This window comes from Natrinema sp. H-ect4, from assembly GCF_041894845.1.
GTDB lineage: Archaea > Halobacteriota > Halobacteria > Halobacteriales > Natrialbaceae > Natrinema.
The window spans coordinates 540,901-563,897 of record NZ_JBHDYC010000001.1; the positions used below are offsets into that span (position 1 = coordinate 540,901).

29 protein-coding genes and 2 tRNA genes are annotated in these 22,997 nt (G+C 63.1%); 7 read left to right on the forward strand and 24 right to left on the reverse strand.

Going from position 1 to position 22,997, the window contains the following annotated elements; translation table 11 throughout:
• Nucleotides 1–20 precede the first annotated feature (20 nt).
• The 3 genes from ACEWFR_RS02525 to ACEWFR_RS02535 all read right to left on the reverse strand — a co-directional run bounded on the left by ACEWFR_RS02525 (nt 21) and on the right by ACEWFR_RS02535 (nt 2,585).
• Nucleotides 21–224, reverse strand: a complete 204-nt coding sequence (locus tag ACEWFR_RS02525; RefSeq protein ID WP_374059552.1) for a hypothetical protein — start codon at nt 222–224, stop codon at nt 21–23.
• Nucleotides 221–1,771, reverse strand: a complete 1,551-nt coding sequence (locus tag ACEWFR_RS02530) for a TrkH family potassium uptake protein (RefSeq protein ID WP_374059553.1) — start codon at nt 1,769–1,771, stop codon at nt 221–223. Before ACEWFR_RS02530 ends, ACEWFR_RS02525 begins: the two co-directional genes overlap by 4 nt.
• Before the next feature lie 127 nt (nt 1,772–1,898).
• Nucleotides 1,899–2,585, reverse strand: coding sequence for a TrkA family potassium uptake protein (locus ACEWFR_RS02535; protein ID WP_374059554.1), 687 nt, complete (start codon nt 2,583–2,585; stop codon nt 1,899–1,901).
• A gap of 605 nt (nt 2,586–3,190) precedes the next feature.
• On the opposite strand from ACEWFR_RS02535, the gene ACEWFR_RS02540 reads away from it, so the two are divergent.
• A complete protein-coding gene (locus ACEWFR_RS02540; protein WP_374059555.1) occupies nt 3,191–4,729 on the forward strand; it encodes a TrkH family potassium uptake protein in 1,539 nt (512 codons plus the stop codon).
• Nucleotides 4,730–4,785: 56 nt separating this feature from the next.
• On the opposite strand, the gene ACEWFR_RS02545 is transcribed toward ACEWFR_RS02540, so the two are convergent.
• Nucleotides 4,786–5,526 carry an isopentenyl phosphate kinase gene (locus tag ACEWFR_RS02545; RefSeq protein ID WP_374059556.1) on the reverse strand — a complete coding sequence of 247 codons (741 nt, stop codon included), beginning with the start codon at nt 5,524–5,526 and terminating at the stop codon, nt 4,786–4,788.
• The gene (mvk, locus tag ACEWFR_RS02550) at nt 5,523–6,509 is read right to left on the reverse strand and encodes a mevalonate kinase (protein WP_374059557.1); all 987 of its coding nucleotides are present in this window, start codon (nt 6,507–6,509) and stop codon (nt 5,523–5,525) included. Before mvk ends, ACEWFR_RS02545 begins: the two co-directional genes overlap by 4 nt.
• Nucleotides 6,510–6,711: 202 nt before the next feature.
• On the opposite strand from mvk, the gene ACEWFR_RS02555 reads away from it, so the two are divergent.
• Nucleotides 6,712–7,620: a thiamine-phosphate synthase family protein gene (locus ACEWFR_RS02555; protein ID WP_374059558.1), complete on the forward strand. Its 909-nt coding sequence runs from the start codon at nt 6,712–6,714 to the stop codon at nt 7,618–7,620.
• Between the two features lie 124 nt (nt 7,621–7,744).
• Here ACEWFR_RS02555 and ACEWFR_RS02560 read toward each other — a convergent pair whose 3' ends face one another.
• The 15 genes from ACEWFR_RS02560 to moaA all read right to left on the reverse strand — a co-directional run bounded on the left by ACEWFR_RS02560 (nt 7,745) and on the right by moaA (nt 15,853).
• Nucleotides 7,745–8,188 carry a hypothetical protein gene (locus ACEWFR_RS02560; RefSeq protein WP_374059559.1) on the reverse strand — a complete coding sequence of 148 codons (444 nt, stop codon included), beginning with the start codon at nt 8,186–8,188 and terminating at the stop codon, nt 7,745–7,747.
• A gap of 214 nt (nt 8,189–8,402) precedes the next feature.
• A complete protein-coding gene (gene rpsB / locus ACEWFR_RS02565) occupies nt 8,403–9,212 on the reverse strand; it encodes a 30S ribosomal protein S2 (protein WP_374059560.1) in 810 nt (269 codons plus the stop codon).
• Nucleotides 9,209–10,414: a phosphopyruvate hydratase gene (gene eno, locus ACEWFR_RS02570; RefSeq protein ID WP_374059561.1), complete on the reverse strand. Its 1,206-nt coding sequence runs from the start codon at nt 10,412–10,414 to the stop codon at nt 9,209–9,211. The genes rpsB and eno overlap by 4 nt, the downstream gene beginning before the upstream one ends.
• The gene (locus ACEWFR_RS02575; RefSeq protein WP_006184680.1) at nt 10,411–10,596 is read right to left on the reverse strand and encodes a DNA-directed RNA polymerase subunit K; all 186 of its coding nucleotides are present in this window, start codon (nt 10,594–10,596) and stop codon (nt 10,411–10,413) included. Before ACEWFR_RS02575 ends, eno begins: the two co-directional genes overlap by 4 nt.
• A gap of 2 nt (nt 10,597–10,598) precedes the next feature.
• Complete coding sequence (locus ACEWFR_RS02580) at nt 10,599–10,793, reverse strand: DNA-directed RNA polymerase subunit N (protein ID WP_098726865.1); 195 nt, start codon at nt 10,791–10,793, stop codon at nt 10,599–10,601.
• A gap of 12 nt (nt 10,794–10,805) precedes the next feature.
• Nucleotides 10,806–11,204: a 30S ribosomal protein S9 gene (locus ACEWFR_RS02585; RefSeq protein ID WP_374059562.1), complete on the reverse strand. Its 399-nt coding sequence runs from the start codon at nt 11,202–11,204 to the stop codon at nt 10,806–10,808.
• Nucleotides 11,198–11,647 carry a 50S ribosomal protein L13 gene (locus ACEWFR_RS02590; RefSeq protein WP_098726867.1) on the reverse strand — a complete coding sequence of 150 codons (450 nt, stop codon included), beginning with the start codon at nt 11,645–11,647 and terminating at the stop codon, nt 11,198–11,200. Before ACEWFR_RS02590 ends, ACEWFR_RS02585 begins: the two co-directional genes overlap by 7 nt.
• The gene (locus tag ACEWFR_RS02595; RefSeq protein ID WP_098726868.1) at nt 11,644–11,997 is read right to left on the reverse strand and encodes a 50S ribosomal protein L18e; all 354 of its coding nucleotides are present in this window, start codon (nt 11,995–11,997) and stop codon (nt 11,644–11,646) included. The genes ACEWFR_RS02590 and ACEWFR_RS02595 overlap by 4 nt, the downstream gene beginning before the upstream one ends.
• 87 nt (nt 11,998–12,084) lie before the next feature.
• Nucleotides 12,085–12,169, reverse strand: a tRNA-Leu gene (locus ACEWFR_RS02600).
• Between the two features lie 129 nt (nt 12,170–12,298).
• Nucleotides 12,299–13,048 carry a DNA-directed RNA polymerase subunit D gene (locus ACEWFR_RS02605; RefSeq protein WP_374059563.1) on the reverse strand — a complete coding sequence of 250 codons (750 nt, stop codon included), beginning with the start codon at nt 13,046–13,048 and terminating at the stop codon, nt 12,299–12,301.
• 3 nt (nt 13,049–13,051) lie between these two features.
• Nucleotides 13,052–13,441, reverse strand: a complete 390-nt coding sequence (locus ACEWFR_RS02610) for a 30S ribosomal protein S11 (protein WP_226041847.1) — start codon at nt 13,439–13,441, stop codon at nt 13,052–13,054.
• Entirely contained in the window at nt 13,438–13,962 is a 525-nt protein-coding gene (locus tag ACEWFR_RS02615) for a 30S ribosomal protein S4 (protein WP_374059564.1), read from the reverse strand. The genes ACEWFR_RS02610 and ACEWFR_RS02615 overlap by 4 nt, the downstream gene beginning before the upstream one ends.
• Nucleotides 13,962–14,498, reverse strand: coding sequence for a 30S ribosomal protein S13 (locus tag ACEWFR_RS02620; protein ID WP_098726872.1), 537 nt, complete (start codon nt 14,496–14,498; stop codon nt 13,962–13,964). Before ACEWFR_RS02620 ends, ACEWFR_RS02615 begins: the two co-directional genes overlap by 1 nt.
• A 72-nt stretch (nt 14,499–14,570) precedes the next feature.
• Nucleotides 14,571–14,653: transfer RNA gene (locus tag ACEWFR_RS02625), tRNA-Ser, on the reverse strand.
• Nucleotides 14,654–14,863: 210 nt separating this feature from the next.
• The gene (moaA, locus tag ACEWFR_RS02630; protein WP_374059565.1) at nt 14,864–15,853 is read right to left on the reverse strand and encodes a GTP 3',8-cyclase MoaA; all 990 of its coding nucleotides are present in this window, start codon (nt 15,851–15,853) and stop codon (nt 14,864–14,866) included.
• A 226-nt stretch (nt 15,854–16,079) separates the two neighbouring features.
• Between moaA and ACEWFR_RS02635 the strand changes: the two genes are divergently transcribed.
• Complete coding sequence (locus ACEWFR_RS02635; protein ID WP_226041843.1) at nt 16,080–16,307, forward strand: hypothetical protein; 228 nt, start codon at nt 16,080–16,082, stop codon at nt 16,305–16,307.
• 95 nt (nt 16,308–16,402) lie between these two features.
• On the opposite strand, the gene ACEWFR_RS02640 is transcribed toward ACEWFR_RS02635, so the two are convergent.
• From ACEWFR_RS02640 to ACEWFR_RS02650, 3 genes are all read right to left on the reverse strand, one after another.
• Nucleotides 16,403–16,627, reverse strand: a complete 225-nt coding sequence (locus ACEWFR_RS02640) for an AbrB/MazE/SpoVT family DNA-binding domain-containing protein (protein WP_374059566.1) — start codon at nt 16,625–16,627, stop codon at nt 16,403–16,405.
• Between the two features lie 64 nt (nt 16,628–16,691).
• Nucleotides 16,692–18,158 (reverse strand): RtcB family protein, encoded by a 1,467-nt coding sequence (locus ACEWFR_RS02645; RefSeq protein ID WP_374059567.1) that lies wholly within the window; start codon nt 18,156–18,158, stop codon nt 16,692–16,694.
• A gap of 93 nt (nt 18,159–18,251) precedes the next feature.
• Nucleotides 18,252–18,683 (reverse strand): archease, encoded by a 432-nt coding sequence (locus ACEWFR_RS02650; RefSeq protein ID WP_374059568.1) that lies wholly within the window; start codon nt 18,681–18,683, stop codon nt 18,252–18,254.
• Nucleotides 18,684–18,861: 178 nt separating this feature from the next.
• On the opposite strand from ACEWFR_RS02650, the gene ACEWFR_RS02655 reads away from it, so the two are divergent.
• Nucleotides 18,862–19,338, forward strand: coding sequence for a GNAT family N-acetyltransferase (locus tag ACEWFR_RS02655; RefSeq protein WP_374059569.1), 477 nt, complete (start codon nt 18,862–18,864; stop codon nt 19,336–19,338).
• Between the two features lie 26 nt (nt 19,339–19,364).
• Here the strand turns inward: ACEWFR_RS02655 and ACEWFR_RS02660 are convergent, their stop codons facing one another.
• Complete coding sequence (locus ACEWFR_RS02660) at nt 19,365–19,913, reverse strand: winged helix-turn-helix domain-containing protein (RefSeq protein ID WP_374059570.1); 549 nt, start codon at nt 19,911–19,913, stop codon at nt 19,365–19,367.
• A gap of 159 nt (nt 19,914–20,072) precedes the next feature.
• Here ACEWFR_RS02660 and ACEWFR_RS02665 point away from each other — a divergent pair, with 159 nt between their 5' ends.
• From ACEWFR_RS02665 to ACEWFR_RS02675, 3 genes are read left to right on the forward strand one after another with little or no spacing between them, the layout of a single operon-like run.
• Nucleotides 20,073–20,288: a heavy-metal-associated domain-containing protein gene (locus ACEWFR_RS02665; protein WP_374059571.1), complete on the forward strand. Its 216-nt coding sequence runs from the start codon at nt 20,073–20,075 to the stop codon at nt 20,286–20,288.
• Between the two features lie 6 nt (nt 20,289–20,294).
• Nucleotides 20,295–22,244: a heavy metal translocating P-type ATPase gene (locus ACEWFR_RS02670; RefSeq protein WP_374059572.1), complete on the forward strand. Its 1,950-nt coding sequence runs from the start codon at nt 20,295–20,297 to the stop codon at nt 22,242–22,244.
• A gap of 29 nt (nt 22,245–22,273) precedes the next feature.
• The gene (locus ACEWFR_RS02675) at nt 22,274–22,933 is read left to right on the forward strand and encodes a hypothetical protein (protein ID WP_374059573.1); all 660 of its coding nucleotides are present in this window, start codon (nt 22,274–22,276) and stop codon (nt 22,931–22,933) included.
• Nucleotides 22,934–22,997 lie beyond the last annotated feature (64 nt).

A 22,997-nucleotide genomic window follows, 5' to 3' on the forward strand; every position in this document is an offset into this window, starting at 1 on the left:
CGAAGGCAGTCGAACGGCCCTTAGCCACGCACACCGCGGTAGAGGACGTATGCGGTGAAGAAAACGACATAGGAGAGTGCGAGTCCGGTCGTGAGGATCGACCGTCCAACGAGGGCGATAAAGAGGATCAAAAGCGGGCCGACGAGCAAGAGCGAATCGAAGACCCGATCTTCGGCACCCGATTCGAGCAGCTCACCGACGATCGGGAGGTCGTTGGCTCTCATCGGTAGATCCCTCCGCGGCGGAAGACCGCTCGAATCGTCACGAGGACGGGAATAATCTCGAGGCGACCGATCCACATGTTAAAGAGGAACATGATCTTACCGAGCGTCGGTAGCGATTCCGGACCGGTGATCCCCGCGGAGAGGCCGACGTTCCCCTGTGCGCTGGCGACTTCGAAAATAACGTTCTCGAGCGTGTACGCTCCCTCCGGGAGTAGCAAGAGGAGAACGAACGTGCCGATACCGAGGAAGACGAACCAGAGGAACGCGATGATCGCTGCTTCCTCGAACTCCTGGCGCATTTCCCGTTCGTTGAGGCGGCGACCGTTGATTTTCAGTCGCCGGACGGCCGTTTCGGGGTAGAACACATCCGAAATCCGGAACCCGATCCCCTTCAACAGCGTGAGCGCCCGAATTAGCTTGATTCCGCCGACCGTCGATCCGGCGGCACCGCCGACGATCATCCCGAACGTCACGGTGAGCTGGGCCTGTGCCGGCCACCGTCCCAGCGCCACGTTGGTCGAGTCGACGGCAGTCTGGAAACCGGCACAGGTGGCGGCCGAGACGAACTGGAACGACCCGTATCGGAACGCCGTGAACAGGGAATCGTACGTGTCGCCGACGTACACTAATGCGGTGAGAGCGAGCGTTCCGAGGCTCATGTACATGAACACCCACCGGGTCTGTAGGTCTGCGTAGAGGTTCCGCAGATCGCCCTGCAGAATGAGATAGTGGATCGGGAACGCGATACTGCCCAACAGCATGACTGGCAGCAGTGCAAAATCGATAGCCGCACTGTCGTAGGTGGCGATCGAGTTGTCGGTGATCGAGAACCCGCCGGTTGCCAGACCCGTCATCCCGTGGTTGATCGCACCCCAGATCGGCATTCCAACGGTCCAGAGGAGCAAGATCGAGACGAACGTAAAGAGGATGAAGATCCACCAGATCGTCTGGACGGTAGAGACGATGCTCGGATGGATCCGCTCGGAGCGGGCTTCGCTCTCGTACAGGGTCAACGAACCGCTCCCGGGTCGCGCGAGAATCGCCGTCGTAAGGACGATCACGCCCACGCCGCCGACCCACTCGATGAACGACCGCCACCACTGAAGCGTCCGTGGCAGGACCTCCTCGTTGTCGGTCATCGTCAGTCCCGTTCCGGTAAAGCCGCTCATGCTCTCGAACAGCGCGTTGAGCGGATCAGTAAACGCCGCGAGCGTCGTCGTCTGTGAGGGTGTCCCCAAGAGCGTCGGCGAGAACTCAACGGTCCACGCGATAAAATAGAAGGGCAACGATCCGAAGATCGCGACGCAGAACCAACCGACCGCGGCGATAATCATCCCGTGTAGCTTCCCGGGTTTGGTCGCCTCTTGAAACTTAGTCGTGAAAAAATAGCCGATGGCCAACGGAACCAGTCCAGAGACGATCAGTGCAGGAATCGCGTAGTATTCGGCCCAGACGATCGGAATGAGAAGGGAGACGAACATCAGGACGGCCAGCGCCTTGAGTATCCGCCCCAGGTCCCGACCGATCGTTTCTATCGCCTCGTTCATGTGTCGCTCACTGCCCGAGCCCGGGCCATATACGCGTTGAAATCCTGCCGGTATGTTCGAATTCCGGCATCCGGTACCGACCCGCGCGGCCGACGGGTACATGGCCGTCGTCCGCTCGTTTCGCTCGTCATCGTAACTGGTCTTCTTGATGGCCGAACACGTCCGTAAGCGACGGCTCTGCCCCGAATGCCGAATACACGGTGAGTAAATCGCCGGCCTTGATACGCGTATTCCCCCGCGGCGTAATCGGTGGATCTTCCCCTTCGCGTTCGATAGCAACGATCAGGACGTCCTCGGGAAGGAGATCCTCGTCCGCTGCTTCGATGAGGTTCTTCCCGTCGATCGGCGCGTTTTCAGTGACGCGGATCTCGAATACCTCCGCTTCCTCCCCGATTCGCATGTAGTCGACGATCGCCGGGCGAGCCACCGATCGGTAGAGGTACTCGGCGATGAGTTCCTGGGGGTTTTCCATTGTGTTCACGCCGATCTGGCTGAACACGTTCATATGCTGCGGGTCGTGAACGACCGAGACGATATTGGGGACCTCATGTTCCTGTGCGAGCAGACAGACCATGATGTTGGTCGCGTCCCGGTCGGTCGTACTGATCATGGCGTCCGCGTTCTCGATTCCAGCGTCTCGAAGCGCGTTGTGGGCCGTCGCATCGTCGTTGAGAACCAGACAGTCGTATTCACCGGCGACCTGGTCCGCTCGTTCGGAATCGTTCTCGATAACGACGACCTCGTTTCCCGACTGGGTCGCGATATCAATGAGGGGTATTCCGATATCGCCCGCACCGACGATGACGATATACATTGCGTCGGTATTCTTGCCTGACCATTGAAAATATATCGTTTCAGTAACCACGATCGGCCCCCGTTATCTCGTGACAGGAGCGAAGCGTCAGTCGATCGTTCGTCGATACTCGGATTGTGGATGCCGGGTTTCTATCGCAACGATATCATTTCCAGGGAGGGCTTCGCCGCTGTCGCCGTCTCGATCGTTCTCTGGATTCCGCTAAAATCCGTTCGATTGCCCAGCCAGCCCACAGAAAGACGAGCGTCATGAAAACGACTATTTCTAACCGGATGACCCATCCGTACCGAACGGCGAGAACGAGGGCCGTGATCGCCACCGCAGTGATGACGACGCCGAACACGTCGTAAAAGGAGTGCGGATGGCGAACGCTTGGTAATCGAACGCCCATGAGTCAACGTACGCACAGTTCGTATATAGATCCTCGTCTCAGAGCGGAGTGTCGGAGACATCTGCTCCGAGATGATCGATCTCCGACGTTATTTCCGGCCGATCCGAACGAGGGCGACTCGCGACGGAGTGGCGCCTTACGATGGATTAATACGATCCAATCAAAATTCCATTAGATACCGTGTCCAGACGTGACTGCGCAAACGTGGTGTTCCATGCGGATCCGAACTGACTGGCGCGCCAGTTTCGCGCTCGTCGGGATCGTCCTCAAATATCTCGCCGTCCCACTGGTGATTCCGCTCATCGTGGCGCTCTTCTACGGCGATCCCGTCTTCCCGTTCGTCGCAACGATCGCCCTCACGATCGCTGTCGGCTACGGCCTCGAGCGACTCAGTCCCGATCCGGACCTGCAGGTCCGCGAGGCGATGCTCTTCGTCGCGATCACGTGGCTCGCAGTGGCGATCATCGGTGCAGTGCCGTACGTGCTCGCGGGTTGGGGGACCGAATCAACGCTCGCCCATCCTGTCAACGCCTTGTTCGAGTCGATGTCTGGGTTTACGACGACAGGGGCGACCGTGCTGGGGGAGATCTCGCTCGAGCAACATTCACACGCCGTGATGATGTGGCGACAGCTGACCCAGTGGCTCGGCGGAATGGGGATCATCGTCCTGATGGTCGCGATCTTGCCGGAGCTTGCGGTCAGCGGTGCACAGCTCGTCGAGTCCGAAGCGCCGGGACCGCAGTTACAGAAACTCACGCCGCGAATCGCCGAGACAGCACGCATCCTCTGGCTCGTCTACTTCGCGTTCACCGTCATTTACATCGCTATTCTCTACGGGTTCCACCTCGCTGGGATGGCCCCCAATATGGGTCTATACAATGCCATCGCCCACGGGTTCACGACGCTTCCCACGGGCGGGTTCTCGCCGGAGGCAGACAGCGTCGCGGCGTTCTCTGCGATCGTTCAGTGGACCGCCATCCCGTTCATGATTATCGCCGGTACCAACTTCGCCCTGTTCTGGCACGTCTTTAGCGGCGAGGGCCACCGCTTTGTCCGCAACTCCGAGTTCCGTGCATACGTTAGCGCGATTGCCGGGCTGACGATCCTTCTCGCCGGGATGCTCTACGTCGGTACCGCTCCGGCACTCGCAGAGCTCGGTGGCCTAACGGAGGGCGTGCTCGAGAACTCACTGCGACAGAGCGCCTTCCAGATCGTGTCGCTGTTGACCTCGACCGGCTACGCGACAAGCGATTTCGCGGCGTGGTCCGCGACCGGCAAGGTCGTCCTCCTGTTCGCCATGCTCGTCGGCGGCTGTGCTGGCTCGACCGGCGGCGGAGTCAAAGTCGTACGATGGGTGATCGTGCTAAAAGTGCTCCGGCGTGAACTGTTCACGGCTGCTCACCCCGAAGTCGTCCGGCCGATTCGACTCGGCGGAAACGTAGTCGACGAGGACGCCATCCGCGGCGTCCTCGGGTTCTCCTTCATGTACCTCTTCATCTTCGGCATCGCAGCGCTGCTCATCGCGCTCGACGCCAGCCGAATCGGGTACTCGCTGACGCCACTCGAGGCGTTCAGCGCGAGTCTGGCAACGATCGGGAACATCGGTCCCGGGTTTGGCTCACTGGGCCCCTTCGGGAGCTATCTCGAGTTTCCGATGAGTTCGAAACTCCTGATGATCTTCCTGATGTGGATCGGCCGCCTGGAGATCATCCCCGTGCTCGTCATGTTCACCGGCGGGTTCTGGACCCGCTAAGAGAAGCGTCTCGTCGTTCTGTTTTGCTCCGGCGGTCCGTCGGTCGTTCGTCGACCTCAATCGATCGTCGTTCCCGAATCTGCACCGTCGAGGAACGACTCGAGCGCGTCGAGGCCGAAAATCGATGCCTCGGCCTCGAGATCGAGCAGCGTTCGGACCTTGCCTGCCATCCCGCCGGTCACGTCGGTCGCCTCGCTGGCCCCGAGCACCGCGGCCACCGCGTCGAAGTCGTCGATCCGATCGATCACTGCGTCGTCTTCGTCCAGTACGCCGGGAACCGTCGAGCAGAGACCGACGCGGTCCGCAGTGAGGTCGCGGGCGAGTACCGCCACGAGTTCGTCGCCGCTGATCACCGTCGCACCCGCGCCGGCGTGGGCGATCACGTCACCGTGGAGGACGGGAACGAACCCCTCCTCGAGCATCGTTTCGATCTGCCCAGTCGCTAGATCGAGGTGCCCCTCGCGATCGCGATGCGCCGCCGAAAACGGATGGACCGGGACCGCGTCGACGTCCCGCTCGAGCAATCGAGTCAGAACGAACTGGTTCAGCGTTTTCATCGCCCCGTGGATGTCCAGCACCGCAGTCGCGTCGTGGGTCCCGTCGGTCGTACTGACGCCGTGTTCGCTGGCGTTGTAGTGCCCGAAGCTCCCGCCGCCGTGGACGACGACGAGCTCGTCGAGCCCCGCCTCGAGCGCCGCAGCGATAGCGTCCGCCGCTCGCTCGAGCGCGTCGCCGTCGAGCGTCTCCGGCCGGTCCTTCTCGGTGATGACGCTGCCGCCGAGTTTCAGGACGATCATTCGAGTCGCGCCACCCCTTCGTCGGCGAGTTCGGCGCGGAACGCCTCCTCACACCCCGGCGTAAAGGAGAGGGCCGTCTCGGTTTCCGGCGTCGGGTCCAGCGCGACGATGCAGCCGCCGCCGCCGGCACCGGTCAGCTTCGCGCCGTATGCGCCCGCGTCGCGGGCCGCCCAGACCATCGTATCGAGCGAGCGCGAGGAGACCCCCAGCGCGGAGAGCAGACCGTGATTGAAGTCCATCAGCCGACCGATCTCCTCGATGTCGCCGTCGGCGAGCGCGTCCTCGCCGTTCCGGACCACGTCGCCGATCGCTTCGACCGTGTCGGCCGCGAAATCGTACTCCGCGCGGAGTTCTCGAACGCCCGCGACCAACTGGCCGGTATCCCCCGCGCCACCGTCGAAGCCGATCACGATCGGTAGATCGGGCGCCTCGAGCGTGCGACAGTCCTCGCCCTCGACGCGGACCGCGCCGCCGGTCGCGGAACAGAACGTGTCGGCCCGGGAGGCCTGGCCGTCCTGAACCCGGGACTCCGTCTGATAGGCCCGCTCGGCGAGTTCGGCGGTCTCGAGGGTGACGCCGAGTTCTCGAGTCGCGGCGTCGATCGCGGCAACGACGACGGCCGCTGAGGACCCCAGTCCGGCACCGAGGGGAATGTCGCTCTCGATCGTCACGTCGAAGCCGGCGTCGTCCTCGCCGGTGACCTCGCGAACCTGTTCGATCGCGCCGTCGACGTACCCCATCGCCGCGCTAACGAGCGATTTCGAGACATCGATGTCTGGTCCGTCCTCCGTCGTCCCGTCGTACTCGACCGTGAATCCGTCCAGACTGAGATCGTCCGCCCGAACGCGGAGCTTGCCGTCGTCGCGTCGTTGCACGCCGACCCGCGCCCGCCGCTCGATCGCACATGGGACAGCGGGCTCGCCGTAAACGACCGCGTGCTCCCCGAACAGGTACACCTTCCCGGGAGCGCTCGAGAGTGTCATGCCCGGCCGTTTGTCCGAAGACAAGTAATACCTGTCTGTGTCGTCGCTGTCGTCCGCGGTGATACGGTCTGCTGTAACGATGTACCGGTGCGACCGCAGGCCGGATCACGGTCGCGCCGGAACTGACTGACAGCAGACCGTATGAGCCGTCGGCCGTTCGCTCGGAGTCGGACTTATGCCCCTGCAGTCGAACGTCGGTCGTATGTCGCTCGTTCTCCCGAGTGAACTCGTCGTCGAACGGTTCCTGCCGACCGTGCGGGCGATGTTGGCCACCCGACTCGCCGACCGCGGGATGACACAACAGGAGATCGCCGCCGAACTCGGCGTGACCCAGGCCGCGGTCAGCAAGTACGTCAGCGGTGACGGCGGCGGTGACGATCGGTTTCGTGACGACCCCGAAACCGTCGCCACCGTCGATCACATCGCGGACGGACTGGCCGGCGGCGAGCTGGACGCCTACGACGCGCTCGCCGAACTCCTCTCGCTGGTCCGGAGCCTCGAGGACCGCGGCCCAATCTGCGAACTTCACGAAGAAGCGATGCCGGAGCTGCGGGGACTCGGCTGCGACCTCTGCGTGCGCGGGCTCGATCCAGATATCCGTGCCGAACGGGACGTTCTCGCGAACGTCCGCACCGCCGCGCGGACGCTCGCCTCGATCCCCGGCATGGCCGACTCCGTCCCGAACGTGGGGACGAACGTCGGTATGTGCTTGCCCGAGCCGCGCGACGAGACCGATATCGCCGCGGTTCCCGGTCGGATCTACGCGATGGGCGGCCGGATCGAAATTCCGGCCAACCCCGAGTTCGGCGCCTCGAAACACGTCTCGACGGCGATACTCGCCGCCAACGACGCTGATCCATCCGTTCGCGGCGCGATCAACGTTGCTACTGACGACGATTTACTCGAGGCCGCGGCGGCGATGGGGATCGATCCGCTCGAGTTCGATGCCGACTACGAGGACCGCGGGGACCACCTCCGAAATCGGTTCGCGGACCGCGGCGAGGTTCCCCGCATCGCCTACCATCGAGGCGCGTTCGGGATCGAACCCGCGACCTACGTCTTCGGTGCGACGGCGACGGACGCCGCCGAACTGATCGAGGCGATGCTATAGTAGCCACTGAAAGTCATTGCACACCTGATCGAACGACAGCTATACGATCAGTGTGTGAATCGTTTCAGTGGCTACTATAGATATGGCGTCTTCGTCGTGAGGCCCCTCGAGCCACCCCCGAACGTCAGGAGCGGCTCGCGTTGATCGTCACCGTAACGGCGTCGATGACGGTCGCGTTTGCCCCGCGTTCGACCCGGATCTGATACGTCGGGTCGGGTTCGTCCGGAAGCGGCGACCCGACGGAGAATTCGGTGTGATACCTGTTCGGGTCGAGGCTGTAGGTACCGTCCCATTCAAACGAGTCGTTCCGGCGCTCGTAGACGACGAGAGAGTAGGTTTCGTTCGCGGTCGCGTCGATAGAGTAGTCCACGTCGAAGCGAGCGCCGTTTTGCTGGTCGATAGTATCAACGGAGACGTTGTCAATCACGTCACCGGTCGACGGATCGCTGATCGTCGAGTTGTATTCTCTGCTCGTAGTATCGGTACAGCCGGCAATGAGAAGCGCGCTGACGACCATCACGGTCGCGATAACGGCCCGCCAGTCCCGGTCGAAGGGTGCCGAGGACATTATCGCTTCTTTCTACTAGTTGTGTATAAGTCTTATCATACAGTTGACTTCTTTACGCCGATCCGAACGCCGATGGAGTGGCCGTCGAATTGCCCAGAAGAAGTCTCACCGATCACACACCGTTTAAGGGCAGTGATAGTCCGTCGCCACGCGCTCGGAGATCGGGCTCGAGCGAAAGTCGGCGAGAAAACGAACAGCGTCGATATCTACAGCGTTAGACCGTACTTTCGAAGTCCTCGAGCGAGTACGACGGCTCGGCACCGCGTCGATCGAGGACCTCGTTGGCGAGGAGCCAGTAGACGACCGAGAGGGCCTTGCGACCCTTGTTGTTCGTCGGGATGACGAGGTCGACGTTACTGACCTGGTTGTTCGAGTCACACATCGCGATGACCGGGATGCCGACCGTGATAGCCTCTTTGACGGCCTGGGCGTCACCGATCGGGTCGGTGACGACCAGCACGTCCGGCTCGATGTAGCCATCGTACTTCGGGTTCGTCAGCGTGCCCGGGATGAAGCGGCCGGTGCGGGCGCGAGCGCCCACGGCATCGGCGAACTTCTCCGCCGGGAACCGACCGTACTGACGACTCGAGGTGACCAGGATCTGCTCCGGGTCGTAGTTTGCGAGGAAGTCCGCGGCCGTGCGGATGCGGCCGTCGGTCTTCGAGACGTCGAGCACGTAGAGGCCGTCGGTTCGGACACGGTGGATGAACCGACCCATGTCCTCGGTCTTCTGTTGGGTCCCGATGTGGACGCCAGCGCCGAGGTAGTCCTCGACGGGGATCAACAGGTCCGCCTCCTCGTCGGACATGACGTCGTCGTCGAGGGTTGGACCGGCGTCTTCTTCCTCGGCGTCGTCGTCGGCTGGTTCTGCGTCGGCCGCGGGCGCTCCCTCGGCGTCGGCGGGCTGTTCGTCTACTGGCTCGACATCCTCCTCGGCGGCGGGGCCAGCCCCTTCGGCTGGCTCCTCGTCGATTTCCTCCTCGGCGGCGTCGAGCCCTTCCTGGGTTGCGTCGTTTTCTGTCATGTCGCGTCGTCTGCGATTCGAATGAGCTCGTTGAGCTTTGCGGTTCGCTCGCCGCCGACAGTCCCCGTTTTGATGAAGGGAGCGTCGGTCGCAACGGCGAGGTGTGCGATCGTCGCGTCTTCGGTCTCGCCCGACCGGTGGGAGACGACCGAGTCGTAGCCGTTCTCCGTCGCGAGTTCGATCGCGTCGAACGCGTCCGACAGCGTCCCGATCTGGTTCGGCTTGATCAGGATGCTGTTGGCCGCGCCGCGGTCGATTCCCTCGACGAGACGGTCGGTATTGGTGACGAACAGGTCATCACCGCAGATCAGCGTCTGGTCGCCGACTTCCTCGGTCAGTTCGGCGAAGGCATCGTAATCGTCCTCGTCGAGGGGATCCTCGACGTAGACGAGGTCGTACTCCTCGACGAGTTCGGCGATGTACGCGATCTGCTCGTCCGTATCGCGGCTCCGGTCGCTGTACTCGTACGTTTCCGACTCGGAATCGTACAGTTCAGCGCCGGCGACATCCAGCCCGAAGCCGACGTTGAAGCCGACCTCGTCTTGGACCATCGAGACCGCCTCGGCGACGATTTCGAAGGCCTCGCCGTCGTCGATCGACGGTGCCCACGCGCCCTCGTCGCCCTTGCCACAGGGAACACCGCGTTCCTCGAGCAGGTCGGCGACTGCGGCGTGGACGGCCGCGTTCGCGAAGACCGCATCTTCGACGCTCGGCGCGCCGACGGGTGCGGCGAGGAACTCCTGAATGTCGGTCGCGTCGGCGGCGTGTTCGCCGCCACCGACGACATTACCGAGCGGAATCGGGAAGCTCTCGCCGCGGAACGTGCCACCGAGGTGCTGAAAGAGCGGCGCACCCAGCACGTCGGCACCGGCTTTTGCAGCGGCCATCGAGATCGCGACCGCGCTGTTTGCGCCGATCTCCGAGAAGTCGTCGGTGCCGTCAGCAGCGTGGAGCGCGGCGTCGACGTCGCGCTGATTGCCCGCATAGATCTCGCCGACGAGCCGGGGAACGGCGCGCTCCCGGGCCGCCGCGATCGCCTCGCCTGGGGGTCGTTCGACGGCTTCGTACTCGCCCGTGCTGGCCCCGCTGGGTGCTGCGGCGCGGCCGAAACCGCCGCTCTCGGTCACGACATCCGCCTCGACTGTTGGATTCCCTCGCGAGTCGAGGATCCGACGCAGCCGGATGTCGGTGATGAGCGTCATTTCCGGTCGTACCCCCGCTTGACGGTAAAGGGCAACACGCCGGCGTCGTACTCCTCGGCGGCGATGAGGATCGGTTGGGTCTGCTCCGTCTCGATCAACACCGGCGCGCCGTAGGAGACCTGCAACGCTCGAGCGCCGAGGATGCGTGCCTTCTCGTAGCGGTTGTGCTGTTGTTGTTGCATGGTTACTGGTACGGGGAGACGACGTCGACGAGGTCCTTGTGACTGACGAGCATGCGCCGACAGCAGTAGCGCTCGACGCCGAGTTCGTCCAGAACCTCTTCCGGATCCTCGTCGCCCTCGTTCGCTCGCTCGTCGAACGCTTCCCAGTGTTCGGCGACGACGTTGCCACAGGTGAAACACCGGACCGGTACCATCATGATTGAATCACCTTAGCGGTAGGACTTCTGGTAGCGCGCCCGAGCGCCTGGGCCGCCCCACTTCTTCGGTTCAGACTGGCGAACGTCGTTGACCAGCAGCGATCGGTCGAACTCCATGAACGCGTCGCGGAGTTCGGCGTCGTTGGAGTGCTGGACGATCCCGCGTGCGACGGCGGTGCGGACGGCGTCTGCCTGTCCGCTGATACCGCCACCCTCGACGCGAACATCGATGTCCATCTCGCCGCGCAGATCGTCGCCGACGATGCGAAACGGCTCGAGCATCTTGAGTCGGGACGTCTCCGGTTCGACCAGTTCGACAGGTTTCGAATTAATTCGAACGCGACCCTCGCCCTCGCGCACCGTGGCGCGGGCGACGGCCGTCTTTTTCTTGCCACTCGTGTTGGTTACCATGTGACGTTAGCACCTAACTGTTCGGACACTTCGTGTAGGTGGACGAAGCGGATGTTCGACAGCCGATCCAGTGACGTCCCCTCGAGCACTTCCAGCTCGTGATCGTCGTCGTTCTCGTAGGGGTTGCCGACGTAGACGCGGACGCTGTCGAGTGCCTCGCGGCCACGGGTTTTCTTGTACGGCAACATCCCGCGAACGGACCGCTTGAAGATCGTGTCCGGTCGCTTGGGGTAGTAGGGTCCGCGGTCCGAACCCAGCTGTAGCCGCGTGCGGTACGTCTCGAAGATGTCTTCCTTGTCGCCGGTGATGACCGCGTCCTCTGCATTGACGATCGCGACGCGATCGCCGTCCAGCGCGCGCTGGGCGACCTCGCTCGCGACTCGTCCAAGGATACAGTCACCGGCATCGACGACGAGATCTGCGTCAAACTCTGCGAGACTCATCGAATCACCCGGACATCTGATCCGTCGGGGTTCTCTTCGAGCACTTGCTCGAGCGATACCGGCTCGCCGACCTGGTCGATCTTCGTCTCTGCGGACGAAGAGAACTTGACGGCGGCGACGGTGACGTTCTTCTGTAGTGCGCCAGATCCCAGCACTTTGCCGGGAACGACGACAGTCTCTTCTTCGCGTGCGTACCGCTCGATGCGGCCCAGATTCACCTCAGCGTGGGTGCGTCGGGGCTTCTCGAGTCGATCCGCAACGTCTCGCCAGACATCGGCGTCCGTTTCGCGGGACGTCGACTTCAGCTCGGCGATGAGATCGTTGAGCCTCGGATTAGTCTTGCTACTCATTGGTTTCCTCCAAATACTGCAACTGCCGGCACGTCGGCGACGCGGGATACTGCGCCGTCGACGGTGGAATCGAGTTTAGAGAAGTGATGCAGGGAGCAGGATTTGAACCTGCGGACTCCTACGAGACAGCGCCCTGAACGCTGCGCCGTTGGCCTGACTTGGCTATCCCTGCTCGCACTTCCGTCTACCCGTCGCCCCTTCAAACCCCTTTCGATTCCAGCAGGAACGCGATCGCCGGTCTCGTCGCTCACGGCGTCGGCGAACGGCGTTCCTTGATCGGGTCGGGGGCGTCGGTTCATATCTATAGCTGTACTGCGTCTTCGAGGTCGGTCGCGCGTTCGGTGAGCGTCTCCGCTGCTCGCGTCACGAGTTCCTCGATGGGGAACGAGCCGTCGGTCTCCACGTGGAAGACGAAGGCGTTCGGCACGTCCTCGACCCGGACCTCCTTGCCCGGGTAACGATTCGAGAGGTCGTGGTCGAACTCGCTCGTCGACACGAGTTCGCCGTCGTCCTCAATGACGCCGCGGATGATCCGGCTCTCCTCGTCCTCGAACTCGGGAAGATCACCGTCGACCGCCACGCGCTGGAGGTGTCGATACCCGACCGCGACCCCACCCTGATGCTTGGCGTGGTTTCGTCCGCGGTCGATCACGGTATCGGCCTCGGCTTCGAGGCGCTGGCCGTCCTTGAGGTCGATGATCGGAATGTTCTCGTCCGCGGGACGGACGAGGTCGTCGCTCGAGACGAGATCGCCGGAGTAGGCGGTCGCCGGCCCTTCGACGTCGATCGAGAGCGTAACGGTGTCGTCCTCGGTGAACTCGCCGACCGGCGGGGTCGTCAGCGGGACGAGCCCGAGTCGGAGCGCGAGTTGCTCGTCGAACATGACCGACGAGTTCTCGACGAACCGGACGGTGTCGATCGCCATCGTAGGTACGTCGGCGACCATCGCGCGGCGGATGCCGTTCGCGAATGCGGGCGTCACGCCGCGAACGAGGAACCGTGCCTCACGATCCTCGCGTTCGACGAACTCGACGTCGTACTCCTCTGTCATGGTCTAGTAGCCGCCCTTGCCTTTCGGTGCGCGCGATCCGTCGTGGGGGATCGGCGTGACGTCCTCGATTCGCCCGATCTCGATGCCCGAGCGGGCGAGCGCGCGGATCGTCGCCTGCGCGCCGGGACCGGGGGATTTCTGGAGGTTGCCGCCGGGGCCGCGCACGCGAACGTGGAGGCCCGTGATACCGGCTGCTTTGACCTCTTCGGCGACGGACTCGGCCATCTGCATGGCCGCGTACGGCGACGCCTCGTCGCGGTTTTGCTTGACCGCCGTCCCGCCGGAGGACTTGGCGATCGTCTCCGCGCCCGTGAGGTCGGTCACGGTCATGACGGTGTTGTTGAACGATGCGTGTACGTGGGCGATTCCCCATTTATCGTCGTTCTGGCTCATTGGTTACCCTCCGCGCGTTCGGGGTGGAGTTCGTCCGCGAGCGGACTGTTCTCGTCGAAGGCCACCAGATCCTCCTCGTCGGTGTCGACGACGTAGGACGGAACGAGGTGGCGCTGCCCGTCGACCATGACGTGGCCGTGGACGATGAACTGGCGGGCCTGCTGGGGTGTGTTCGCCAGTCCCGTCCGGTAGACGACCGTCTGAAGTCGGCGCTCAAGGATGTCCTCGATCTCGAGCGACAGGATGTCGCCGAGTTCGTCCGTCTCGTTGAGGATGCCGACGCGTTTGAGTCGGTTGAGGAATTCCTCGGAGCGTCGGATGACGGTTTCGTCGTCCTGGGCCTGGCCGAGCAGTTCTCGAGCCTCGCGCCGGTAGGAGCGAAGTTCGGACTGCGCTCGCCAGAGCTCTTCTTTGTTCGAGAGCCCGTAGCGGTCGACGAGGGAGTGTTCGGAGGCAATGCGCTCACCCTGGTAGGGGTGGTTCGGCGTCTCGTATTGCTTGGTGTCAGTGCCGAGTGGCATTATTCACCCTCGTCCTCTTCTTCTTCTTCGGCGGCTGCGGCCTCTTCGGCCTGTTCTTCGCGGATCTCTTCGACGTTGACTCCGATGGTGCCCTCCGTTCGGCCGGTGGACTTGGTTCGCTGACCGCGAACCTTCTGGCCTCGCTTGTGGCGAGAGCCCTTGTAGGAGTCGATCATCTTCATCCGGTTGATGTCGTGCTGTCGGGTCAACTGGAGATCGTTCCCGATCTCGTGGGTCGTTTCGCCGCTGTAGAAGTCTCCCTGACGGTTGTTGAGCCAGTCGGGGACCTGTTCGGCGTAGTTCTCCACGGCCTCGATGACGCCGTCGATGACGTCGTCGTCGAGTCGACCGAACGTCGCGGTTCGGTCGACGCCCGCTTCCTCGGCGATGAGTCGGGCGGTCCGGCGACCGATCCCGTTCATCTCCGAGAGCGAGCGCTCGACGGACTTCGTCCCATCGAGGTCCGTTTGTCCGATGCGGACGAAGTATCGGAGGTCTTCGTCGTCTTCTTGTTCTTGAGGTTCTTCCGCGCTCATGTATCGTGTATCTGTCTCTGGTCTGCCTGCGATGCAAATCGACTGGCGGGAAAACGCCAGCGAAGTGTCCGACGTTGTGGCGGGGATTTGAACCCCGGAGGCTTGACGCCACATGGTTAGCAACCATGCGCCTTGGGCCGCTTGGCTACCACAACACCGTTCCGTCTATCATCGCCCTCTCGGACTCGGGGATCACTCCCCTACACGTATTGCACCCGAACCTACCCCCGTCGACTACTTAAGGGCAACGAAAGGTAGCCGCTCCTCGTTCAAATCGATTCCACTGTTGATCGCACTCGAGTCCGACTATTCGGCTCGACCCGGTGCCGGAACGGATATGACAAAAACGGAGACGTGGGGTGAAATCAGGCTCCGGCGTACTCTTCGATGTACTTCTCGTTGATCTCCCACTGCCCCTCCTCGTTCTGGATCATGTACTCGCCGTAGTAGGGAACCCGGTTCGCGACGGTATTGCGGAATGCCTCGCGGATCTCTGACTTAGTCATCTCGCCCATCGACTTGAGGTCGTCATTGCGGTTGAGACAGCCCTTCAGGTAGCCCTCGTGGGTGACCCGAACCCGATGGCAGTTCGCACAGAACGTCGGGTTCTCGACGGGGTCGACGATCTCGACCATGCCACCGCCGCTCCCATCGTCGCCGCCGATCCAGTAGCGCTTTCGATCGTGCATCTCCCGGTGTTCGATTTCGTCGGCCTGCTCGGCCAACCAGTCGTGAACCCGCTGGATGTCGATGTTCCACTCCGGCTTCCCCGTCAGCTCCGGCATGTACTCGATCAGCTGGAGCTGCAGCCCCTCGTTCTCGGCGACGTGATCGACCATCTCCGGCACGTACCCCGCAGTGTGCTCGAAGACGACCATGTTGAGTTTAACCGGGTCCAGGCCAGCCTCGAGCGCCGCCTCGACGCCCTCGAGGACCTTCTCGTAGGCCCCGCTCTTGGTCACCGCGGCGAAATCCTCCGGATCGAGCGCGTCCTGCGAGACGTTGACCCGCTCGAGGCCGGCGTCCACGAGCGCTTCGGCGCGGCCGGGGAGGAACGTCCCGTTCGTGGTCAGCGAAACCTCCATCTGGTCGGGTGTGCGCTCGATGATCTCTTCCAGGTCCTGTCGAAGCATCGGCTCCCCACCGGTGAACTTGACCGCATCGACGTCGAACTCGGCGGCGACCTCGAGGAATCGGACGACGTCGTCGGTCGACATTTCGTCGTCCTGCGGATCCATCGGTCCGCGAGTGTCCCCGAGCCCCTCGTTGTGACAGTAGACGCAGTCGAAGTTACACCGATCGGTGAGAGAGACGCGAACCCCGGAGACCTCTCGCCCGAACTCGTCGGTGAGCATGCCACTGGGTTGCAGCCGGATCCGCTTAAACACGCCGGGGATTTTAGCGGCTCGTAACCGATTTCGGTTTCTAGATACTGTCAACAAGGTTGTGGGATGACGTTCGACTCGAGAGTTCGCACCGAATTATCAGGACCGCGAGATCAGACGGGGCGGGTGTCCCACAGAACGGGACCTCTCACCTTCCGACGGAAGACATACCTCTCCGCCGCTCGAACGAGACGCTATGGACGAGGACATGCTCGCGGACCAGCGCCGGCTCGTGGAACTCGTCGAGGAGGAGGGATGGGACGTGACCGACCTCGAGATTTCGGCCTACGACAGCCCGTGGGCCGACGAGGACGACCCCGAGGCGACCGTGACGATCACGGCGCGGAAGCCGTACGAGAGCGAGGACAACGATGACGGTCGCGAAACGGACGAGGACGACGAGAGTCCGTTCCGCGTAAAGTAGCAATCGAGCGCACCGACAGATAGTTTCGTTCTTCTCATTCGACCCGGTCAGCGTCGCCGTCGCAATCCGATTCTATCGAACTCGGTTTCAGTGTTTCACTCGCCAGCTTCTTCGAGCGCCTCTTTCAGTGCGCTCTCCTCGAGTTGTGCTACTGTTTTCTCGCTCGCAGCGGTCTCGTCTCGAAGCGCCTCGAGCGGCTCGTCTGGAACCGGGACGAGAATCAGTCGGTCGCTACGCTCGATGAGTTCGAATTCCTCACCGAACTGTTCCCGAATCGATTTCGGGAGAGAAAGATGACCGTCGTCGGCACTGACGCGCATATCCCGTGTATTCTACAGAAATACGTGATTCTTCTGCTTGTCCGAAGTAGCGGATGTAACCCGATTAGCCCTTGATGTTACAGACGGGGAACGTCCGTGCCACCTTGTCGCCGATACCGAGTTCGTCGGAGACGCGGACGACCTCGTCGACGTCCTTGTAGACGCCCGGCGCTTCCTCGGCGATCGTTGCTCCCGACTGGGCCTTGACGTAGATCGCCTGCTGGTCCTCGAGGCCCTGCTGGACGTCGCCGCCCCAGAACTCGTTTTTGGCCTGCGTGCGACTCATCAGCCGACCCGCACCGTGAGCGGTCGAGCCGAAGGTCAGCTCCATCGAGTTCTCGCCGCCCCGGAGGACGTAGCTGCCCGCGCCCATGCTGCCGGGGATGATCACCGGTTGGCCGACATCGCGGTACGCCTTCGGAACCTCCGGGTGGCCGGCGGGGAACGCTCGCGTCGCGCCCTTGCGGTGAACATAGAGTTCGCGCTCGTCGCCCTCGTCGTTCACGGTATGGGTCTCCTTCTTCGCGATGTTGTGTGCCACGTCGTACAGCAGGTCCATCTCCATCGACTCCCAGGATCGATCGAAGACGCGCTCGAAGACCTGCCGCGTGCGGTGCATGATCAGCTGCCGGTTGACCCACGCGAAGTTGATCGCCGCGTTCATCGCGCCGTAGTAGTCCTCGGCGAGTTGTGATCCCGCGGGCGCGGCCGCGAGTTCCTTGTCGGGCAACTGGTCCAACAGCCCCTTGTGTTGTTGCTCGATCTTCCGCAGGTAGTCGTTGCAGGTCTGATGGCCCAGTCCGCGGGAGCCACAGTGGATCAACACGACGATCTGGTCTTCCTCGAGCCCGTAGGCCTCGCCCACGCCCGAATCGAAGACGTCGGTCACGCGCTGGACCTCGAGGAAGTGGTTCCCAGAGCCCAGCGAGCCGATCTGGTTCTTCCCGCGGTCTTTCGCTTTCTGGCTGATCTTATCCGGATCCGCGCCCTCGCGCATCCCTTCGTCCTCGCAGTGCAGGAGGTCGTCCTCGACGGCGTGGCCGTTCTCGAGCGCCCAGTCGACACCGCGGGCGAGGATTTCGTCGATCGTATCGACGCCGGCTTCGACGATGCCGCCCCCGCCGAGACCTGACGGGATGTTGGCGAATAGCGAGTCGACGAGCTCCTCCTCGTGGCCCTGCACTTCGTCGTAGGTCAGGTTCGTCCGCATCATCCGTACGCCGCAATTGATGTCATAGCCGACCGCTCCCGGCGAAATACAGCCGTTCTCGGCGTCGAGCGCGCCCACCCCACCGACCGGGAAGCCGTATCCCTGATGGGTGTCGGGCATACAGATCGCGTGGTTGGTTATTCCGGGCAAATGGGTCGTGTTTTTGATCTGCTCGAGGGAGTTGTCCTCCTTGATCTCCTCGAGCAGTGCTTCGCTCGCCAGTACCCGCGCTGGGACGCGCATGTCTCCCTCCTGGGGGATCTCCCAGACGTGTTCGCGCACCCGCTCGAGCGTGATGCCGTTCGCGTCAAACGTGGTCATACGCGAAACTCGGACTGCAGCGATGAAAGATGTTCGTCTCGCCTCGCGGCTTCCCTTGGCAGTCGATTTCGCGTCGCCGGATCCACCGACCGCTCAGACGTCGAAGACGACGTACGCCTCCCAGCCGTCGTCGGTTCGCTCGAGGCGCATCTCCGAATACGTCACTGCTTTTACTTCTCGTGCGTCGATCTCGGCGAGTGGGACGCCGCGTGCGCTGGCCTCGAGACGGAACGCCTCGGAACCGTCAGCCGACTCGGTGCGTTCGATCGATTCGACCCGATGGTCGACGGGGAGTTCCACTCGGGTGTCTCGCAGGTAGATCAGTTCGTCGAGGAAGTCGAACAACAGTGCTTCGCGGTTCTCCGCGGTCACGGTCACCGAAAACCGATCGCCGGCCTCGTCCGGAATCTCGTCGCACGACGCGGCCGCGAGGCCGTCGGCTACCGAGCCGAAAACCCCCTCGAGCGATTCGCCGGTCGCCGAGACCGCGATATCGGCCGTATGATCGCGGAGTTCGAATCCCATGTCCAATTGGGATTTTACGTCCGGCCCCCTATGTCCGTCGTTTCGGCCCCATCGCCCGCAGTTTCTTCTGGTCGGGAGTCACGTTCAGGTAGAACTGCCAGCGAATACATTGCTGTCTGACGTTCCGGAGCGTTGACTGCCGGTGGAATTATATTGACCACGATGGTATGCTGTGGTAGTGAGCGTCAACATCGACAGTCGCGTCGTCGCCCCGGGGAGCGACGATTACGTCGACGAAGCCTGGCAGCTAAAGGAGGAGATCAATCGTCAGGAGGATGTGCTCAAACAGCGGTACGACTTCTTTACTGATGCGTATCGCCGGTCGAAGGTACACTGTTACGTTCAGGACAGCGACCTCGTCGGATTCGCCGCCGTTCGACGCGACGGGTACATTCTCTTTCTGGCCGTGGACCCCGAATTCCGCGGCCAGGGCGTCGGCAAACGGCTCGTCGCCCACGTCGCGGAGGACCACGATACGATTACGTGTCACGCCCGGACGAGCAACGAAAACGCGTTACAGTTCTACGAGTATCTCGGCTTCGAGATCAAACGGCGGATCGACGACTATTACGAGGACGGCGGCGACGCCTACTACCTGAAACTCGGCTCGGACGTCGGTATCGCCGATCGGATTTCCGACCTGATCCGGCGGTAACGAGCAGGTCGTGGTCTCGGCGGCCCTCAACGAGTCGGTGGGTCGTCCCTCTCGTTCCGGACGGTTCCCTCGACGAACGCTCGACGGAGAACCGTCAGCAGCAGGTACGTTTCGTACTTCTGGCTCCGACAGTGCGCACAGGGCGCCATCTCGTCAGCGATCCGATCTATGGTTTCGCCGTACTCCGCTTTGAGGTCCGCCACGAGAGCGGCCACGTCGGGTGCGAGAGCGTGGGCCATTTCCCCGATATCGTCCCGTGCATCGTCGGGAAGTGCGTACGAGAGAACGATCGTGTTCGCACGGTAGTACTTGGTCGTCCCGCCGTTGTGTTCCTCGAGCCGGGCGACCTCGACGAGACCCGCGTCGCGGAGTTCGTTGACGTGGTGACGAACCGTATTGAGCGTCCGGTCGTAGCCCCGTCCTTCCAGGTCGTCGTCGATCTCCGCCACGGAGAGCGTCTCTTCGGCGAGCATGTCGAGGATCATCGCACGGACCGGTTCGTCGACGGCGCTCGAGACGTTCGTGTCCCGGACTGCGATGTCTTCGATCGTCACGTCAGACGTGAATTCGGGCATCGGTTACCCGGCCGTTAGGCCGCGACCCGTATAAGTCGCTCAGACCGCGCGACCGTCTAGACGAGTCGTTTCACCGGTGGAATCGACCGTGATGGAACTCAAACAGGTCATTTGAGTGATATATTTACGGACGGGGTACGTAGGCCTATTCGAGACGCAATGACCCGAACCGAAGAATACCGCGTGACCGACTTCGACTGCCCGACGTGTGCGAGCAACGTCGAACGATCGCTTTCGAAAACTGACGGCGTCGAGCGCGTCGAGGTCCATTACACGACCGGGCGCGTCGAAATCGAGTACGACGAGGGCACCGTCGATCCCGACGTCTTCGAACGGACGATTTCGAACCAGGGGTATACGCCCCAGGAACGGTGACGGCTAGTGAATCTTAACCGATACTTCCGGAAACACCGACAGCCGGTCATCGTCGCCGCCAGCGGCCTGCTCCTCGCGGGTGGCTGGATCCTCGGCTACGCCCACGACCTCGATCAGGCAAGCGCGGTGCTCGTGATCCTCGCGGCGGTCGTCGGCGGGTACGACGTCGCGAAGAAGGCCTCCTATACGCTACGCAGCGGCACCGTCGGCATCAACATCCTCGTCACCCTGGCCGCGATCGGCGCGATCGTCATCGGCGAGTACTGGGAGGCCGGCGCCGTCGTCTTCCTGTTCGCGCTCGGGAACTACCTCGAGGCGCGGACGATGAGCAAGACTCGAAACGCGCTCCAGGAGCTACTCGAAATGACACCGGACACAGCGGTCGTTCGCCGGAACGGCGAAGACCTTGAGGTACCGGCTCGCGAGGTCGAACCGGGCGAGACAGTGATCGTCAAGCCCGGCACAAAGGTCCCCGTCGACGGCGAGGTCACCGACGGCGAGAGTGCGATCGATCAGGCCCCAGTCACCGGCGAAAGCGCGCCCGTCCACAAATCGGCCGGCGACGAGGTTTACGCCGGGACGGTCAATCAGGAGGGGGCACTCGAGGTCGCCGCCACGGACACCGGCTCGGACACGACGCTCGAGCGGATCGTCCGCCGGGTCGAGGAGGCCCAGGAGGCGAAAGCGCCGACGGAGACGATCATCGAGCGCTTCGCGAAATACTACACGCCCGCGATCATCGTGCTGGCGGTCGGGACGTACGCGAGTACCGGGAGCGCCATCGTGTCGCTGACGCTGCTCGTCATCGGCTGTCCCGGGGCGCTCGTCATCGGCCCGCCGGTCAGCATCGTCAGCGCCATCGGCAACGCCGCGCGCTCGGGTGTGCTTATGAAAGGCGGCGAGCACCTCGAGACGGCCGGCAAGATCGACCTCGTCGCGTTCGACAAGACCGGGACCCTGACGAGAGGCGAGACGACCGTTTCGCACGTCGAGGGGTTCGGTACCGCCGACGACGAGGTGCTCCGCTACGCGGCCATCGCGGAGAAGAAGAGCGAACACCACCTCGCGGACGCCGTTCTCGAGGCTGCCGGGGCGGGGGACGGAGCCGGTACTGTCCACGCGACCGACGGCGGTGAGTCGACCGTCGCGAGACGACCCTCGTCGGAGCACCGCACCGATGGCGGCGCGGTCGTCGAACGTCCGACGATTCCCGATCCCGACGAGTTCGAAGTCGTCGCCGGGAAAGGCGTCGTCGCCCGGTACGACGGCCGTCGGATCCTCGTCGGCAACCGCGCGCTCCTCGAGGACCGTGGGATAGATGTTCCGACCCGGATCACCGACCGCCTTCGCGAGCGCGAGGCGACCGGTGAGACCGCGGTTCACGTCGTTCTCGACGGGAACGTCGTCGGCATCGTTTCGCTCCGGGACGAACTCCGTCCCGACGCGGCCGGCGTCGTGGCGGCACTGAAAGACGCCGGCGTCCGCACGGTGATGCTGACCGGTGACAACGAACGAACGGCACGCAGCGCCGCCGAAACGGTCGATATTGACGACTACCGGGCGGCGCTACTGCCCGAGGAGAAACAGGACGCCATCCGGTCGTTTCAGGACGAGGGCCACGTCGTGGCGATGGTCGGCGACGGCATCAACGACGCGCCCTCGCTGGCGACCGCCGACGTCGGCATCGCGATGGGTGCCGCCGGAACCGACACCGCGATCGAGACGGCGGACATGGCGCTGATGGCCGACGACCTGACACGCATTCCGTACGCCGTGACGCTCAGCAAGGCGACCCGGTGGAACATCTTCGAGAACGTCGCCGTCGCCGTGGCGACGGTCGCCCTGCTGCTGGCCGGCGTCTTCGCGGGCTACGTCCACATGGCGGGCGGCATGCTCGTTCACATCGGAAGCGTGCTACTGGTCATCCTCAACGGGATGCGGCTGCTGCGGTACTGACGACGACCACTGCGATCACAGATCCGATAATGACTCAATCGACCCACGAAACAGACCGAACGAACTGGACCGTCGACTACACTGACATCGAGCCGATCCGACTTCGAGACCCCGTTGCAGAAGCGCTTGCCGTCCTCGAGCCCGGCGACCCGTTCGTCGTCACGTACAGGGACGTCGTAAAAATAGCCGGTCACTCCTGTCCCACGGCGGCCGGTGCGTACCGGATTGTCACGGACGGACTCGAGGCACTCTATCCGGACGAACTCCCCGTCCGCGGCGAGGTCGCTGTGCTCGCGGGCGGACCACGAACCGATCCGAGTTACGGCGTCACGTCGCGACTGATCTCGTACGTGACGGGTGCCGCCGGCGAGGACGGCTTCGGCGGTCTAGCCGGAGGCCACGGCGGCCGGACGGACTTGCTGCGGTTCGGGGCCATCGGCACGGAGGGCATCACGTACGAGTTCACGCGAACCGATACGGACGAGACGGTCCGCGTCACCTACGATACTTCGAAGATTCCGGATGCCGGACCGGCCACACGGCACCTCCCGTCGCTGATCGACGGCGAGGCGACCGCGGACGAACGCGCGGCCTTCGCCGAGGCCTGGCACGGCCGAGTCGAACGGATCTTGCGCGGTGACGGGTTCGTCACGGTCGACGGACCCACGGAGCGGAGCGCCGACGGATAACCGTCGTCGACCCGTCGGTCCCGTTCGAACTCACACGGTCAGTCCAATACAATTATACCCGGCC

Coding starts and splice junctions, on each gene's coding strand:
- mvk (WP_374059557.1), bottom strand. CDS start 6,509: ATGACACTCTCGAGCGCTCCCGGGAAGGTGTACCTGTTCGGGGAGCAC.
- ACEWFR_RS02650 (WP_374059568.1), bottom strand. CDS start 18,683: ATGGGATTCGAACTCCGCGATCATACGGCCGATATCGCGGTCTCGGCG.
- ACEWFR_RS02580 (WP_098726865.1), bottom strand. CDS start 10,793: ATGATGGTACCGGTCCGGTGTTTCACCTGTGGCAACGTCGTCGCCGAA.
- ACEWFR_RS02560 (WP_374059559.1), bottom strand. CDS start 8,188: ATGTCCTCGGCACCCTTCGACCGGGACTGGCGGGCCGTTATCGCGACC.
- ACEWFR_RS02615 (WP_374059564.1), bottom strand. CDS start 13,962: ATGCCACTCGGCACTGACACCAAGCAATACGAGACGCCGAACCACCCC.
- ACEWFR_RS02575 (WP_006184680.1), bottom strand. CDS start 10,596: ATGCAACAACAACAGCACAACCGCTACGAGAAGGCACGCATCCTCGGC.
- ACEWFR_RS02610 (WP_226041847.1), bottom strand. CDS start 13,441: ATGAGCCAGAACGACGATAAATGGGGAATCGCCCACGTACACGCATCG.
- eno (WP_374059561.1), bottom strand. CDS start 10,414: ATGACGCTCATCACCGACATCCGGCTGCGTCGGATCCTCGACTCGCGA.
- ACEWFR_RS02595 (WP_098726868.1), bottom strand. CDS start 11,997: ATGAGTAGCAAGACTAATCCGAGGCTCAACGATCTCATCGCCGAGCTG.
- ACEWFR_RS02645 (WP_374059567.1), bottom strand. CDS start 18,158: ATGACCACGTTTGACGCGAACGGCATCACGCTCGAGCGGGTGCGCGAA.
- ACEWFR_RS02530 (WP_374059553.1), bottom strand. CDS start 1,771: ATGAACGAGGCGATAGAAACGATCGGTCGGGACCTGGGGCGGATACTC.
- ACEWFR_RS02675 (WP_374059573.1), top strand. CDS start 22,274: ATGACTCAATCGACCCACGAAACAGACCGAACGAACTGGACCGTCGAC.
- ACEWFR_RS02660 (WP_374059570.1), bottom strand. CDS start 19,913: ATGCCCGAATTCACGTCTGACGTGACGATCGAAGACATCGCAGTCCGG.
- ACEWFR_RS02525 (WP_374059552.1), bottom strand. CDS start 224: ATGAGAGCCAACGACCTCCCGATCGTCGGTGAGCTGCTCGAATCGGGT.
- ACEWFR_RS02555 (WP_374059558.1), top strand. CDS start 6,712: ATGTCGCTCGTTCTCCCGAGTGAACTCGTCGTCGAACGGTTCCTGCCG.
- ACEWFR_RS02590 (WP_098726867.1), bottom strand. CDS start 11,647: ATGAGTCTCGCAGAGTTTGACGCAGATCTCGTCGTCGATGCCGGTGAC.
- ACEWFR_RS02640 (WP_374059566.1), bottom strand. CDS start 16,627: ATGCGCGTCAGTGCCGACGACGGTCATCTTTCTCTCCCGAAATCGATT.
- ACEWFR_RS02605 (WP_374059563.1), bottom strand. CDS start 13,048: ATGACAGAGGAGTACGACGTCGAGTTCGTCGAACGCGAGGATCGTGAG.
- ACEWFR_RS02540 (WP_374059555.1), top strand. CDS start 3,191: ATGCGGATCCGAACTGACTGGCGCGCCAGTTTCGCGCTCGTCGGGATC.
- moaA (WP_374059565.1), bottom strand. CDS start 15,853: ATGCTCACCGACGAGTTCGGGCGAGAGGTCTCCGGGGTTCGCGTCTCT.
- rpsB (WP_374059560.1), bottom strand. CDS start 9,212: ATGACAGAAAACGACGCAACCCAGGAAGGGCTCGACGCCGCCGAGGAG.
- ACEWFR_RS02620 (WP_098726872.1), bottom strand. CDS start 14,498: ATGAGCGCGGAAGAACCTCAAGAACAAGAAGACGACGAAGACCTCCGA.
- ACEWFR_RS02585 (WP_374059562.1), bottom strand. CDS start 11,204: ATGGTAACCAACACGAGTGGCAAGAAAAAGACGGCCGTCGCCCGCGCC.
- ACEWFR_RS02665 (WP_374059571.1), top strand. CDS start 20,073: ATGACCCGAACCGAAGAATACCGCGTGACCGACTTCGACTGCCCGACG.
- ACEWFR_RS02535 (WP_374059554.1), bottom strand. CDS start 2,585: ATGTATATCGTCATCGTCGGTGCGGGCGATATCGGAATACCCCTCATT.
- ACEWFR_RS02635 (WP_226041843.1), top strand. CDS start 16,080: ATGGACGAGGACATGCTCGCGGACCAGCGCCGGCTCGTGGAACTCGTC.
- ACEWFR_RS02545 (WP_374059556.1), bottom strand. CDS start 5,526: ATGATCGTCCTGAAACTCGGCGGCAGCGTCATCACCGAGAAGGACCGG.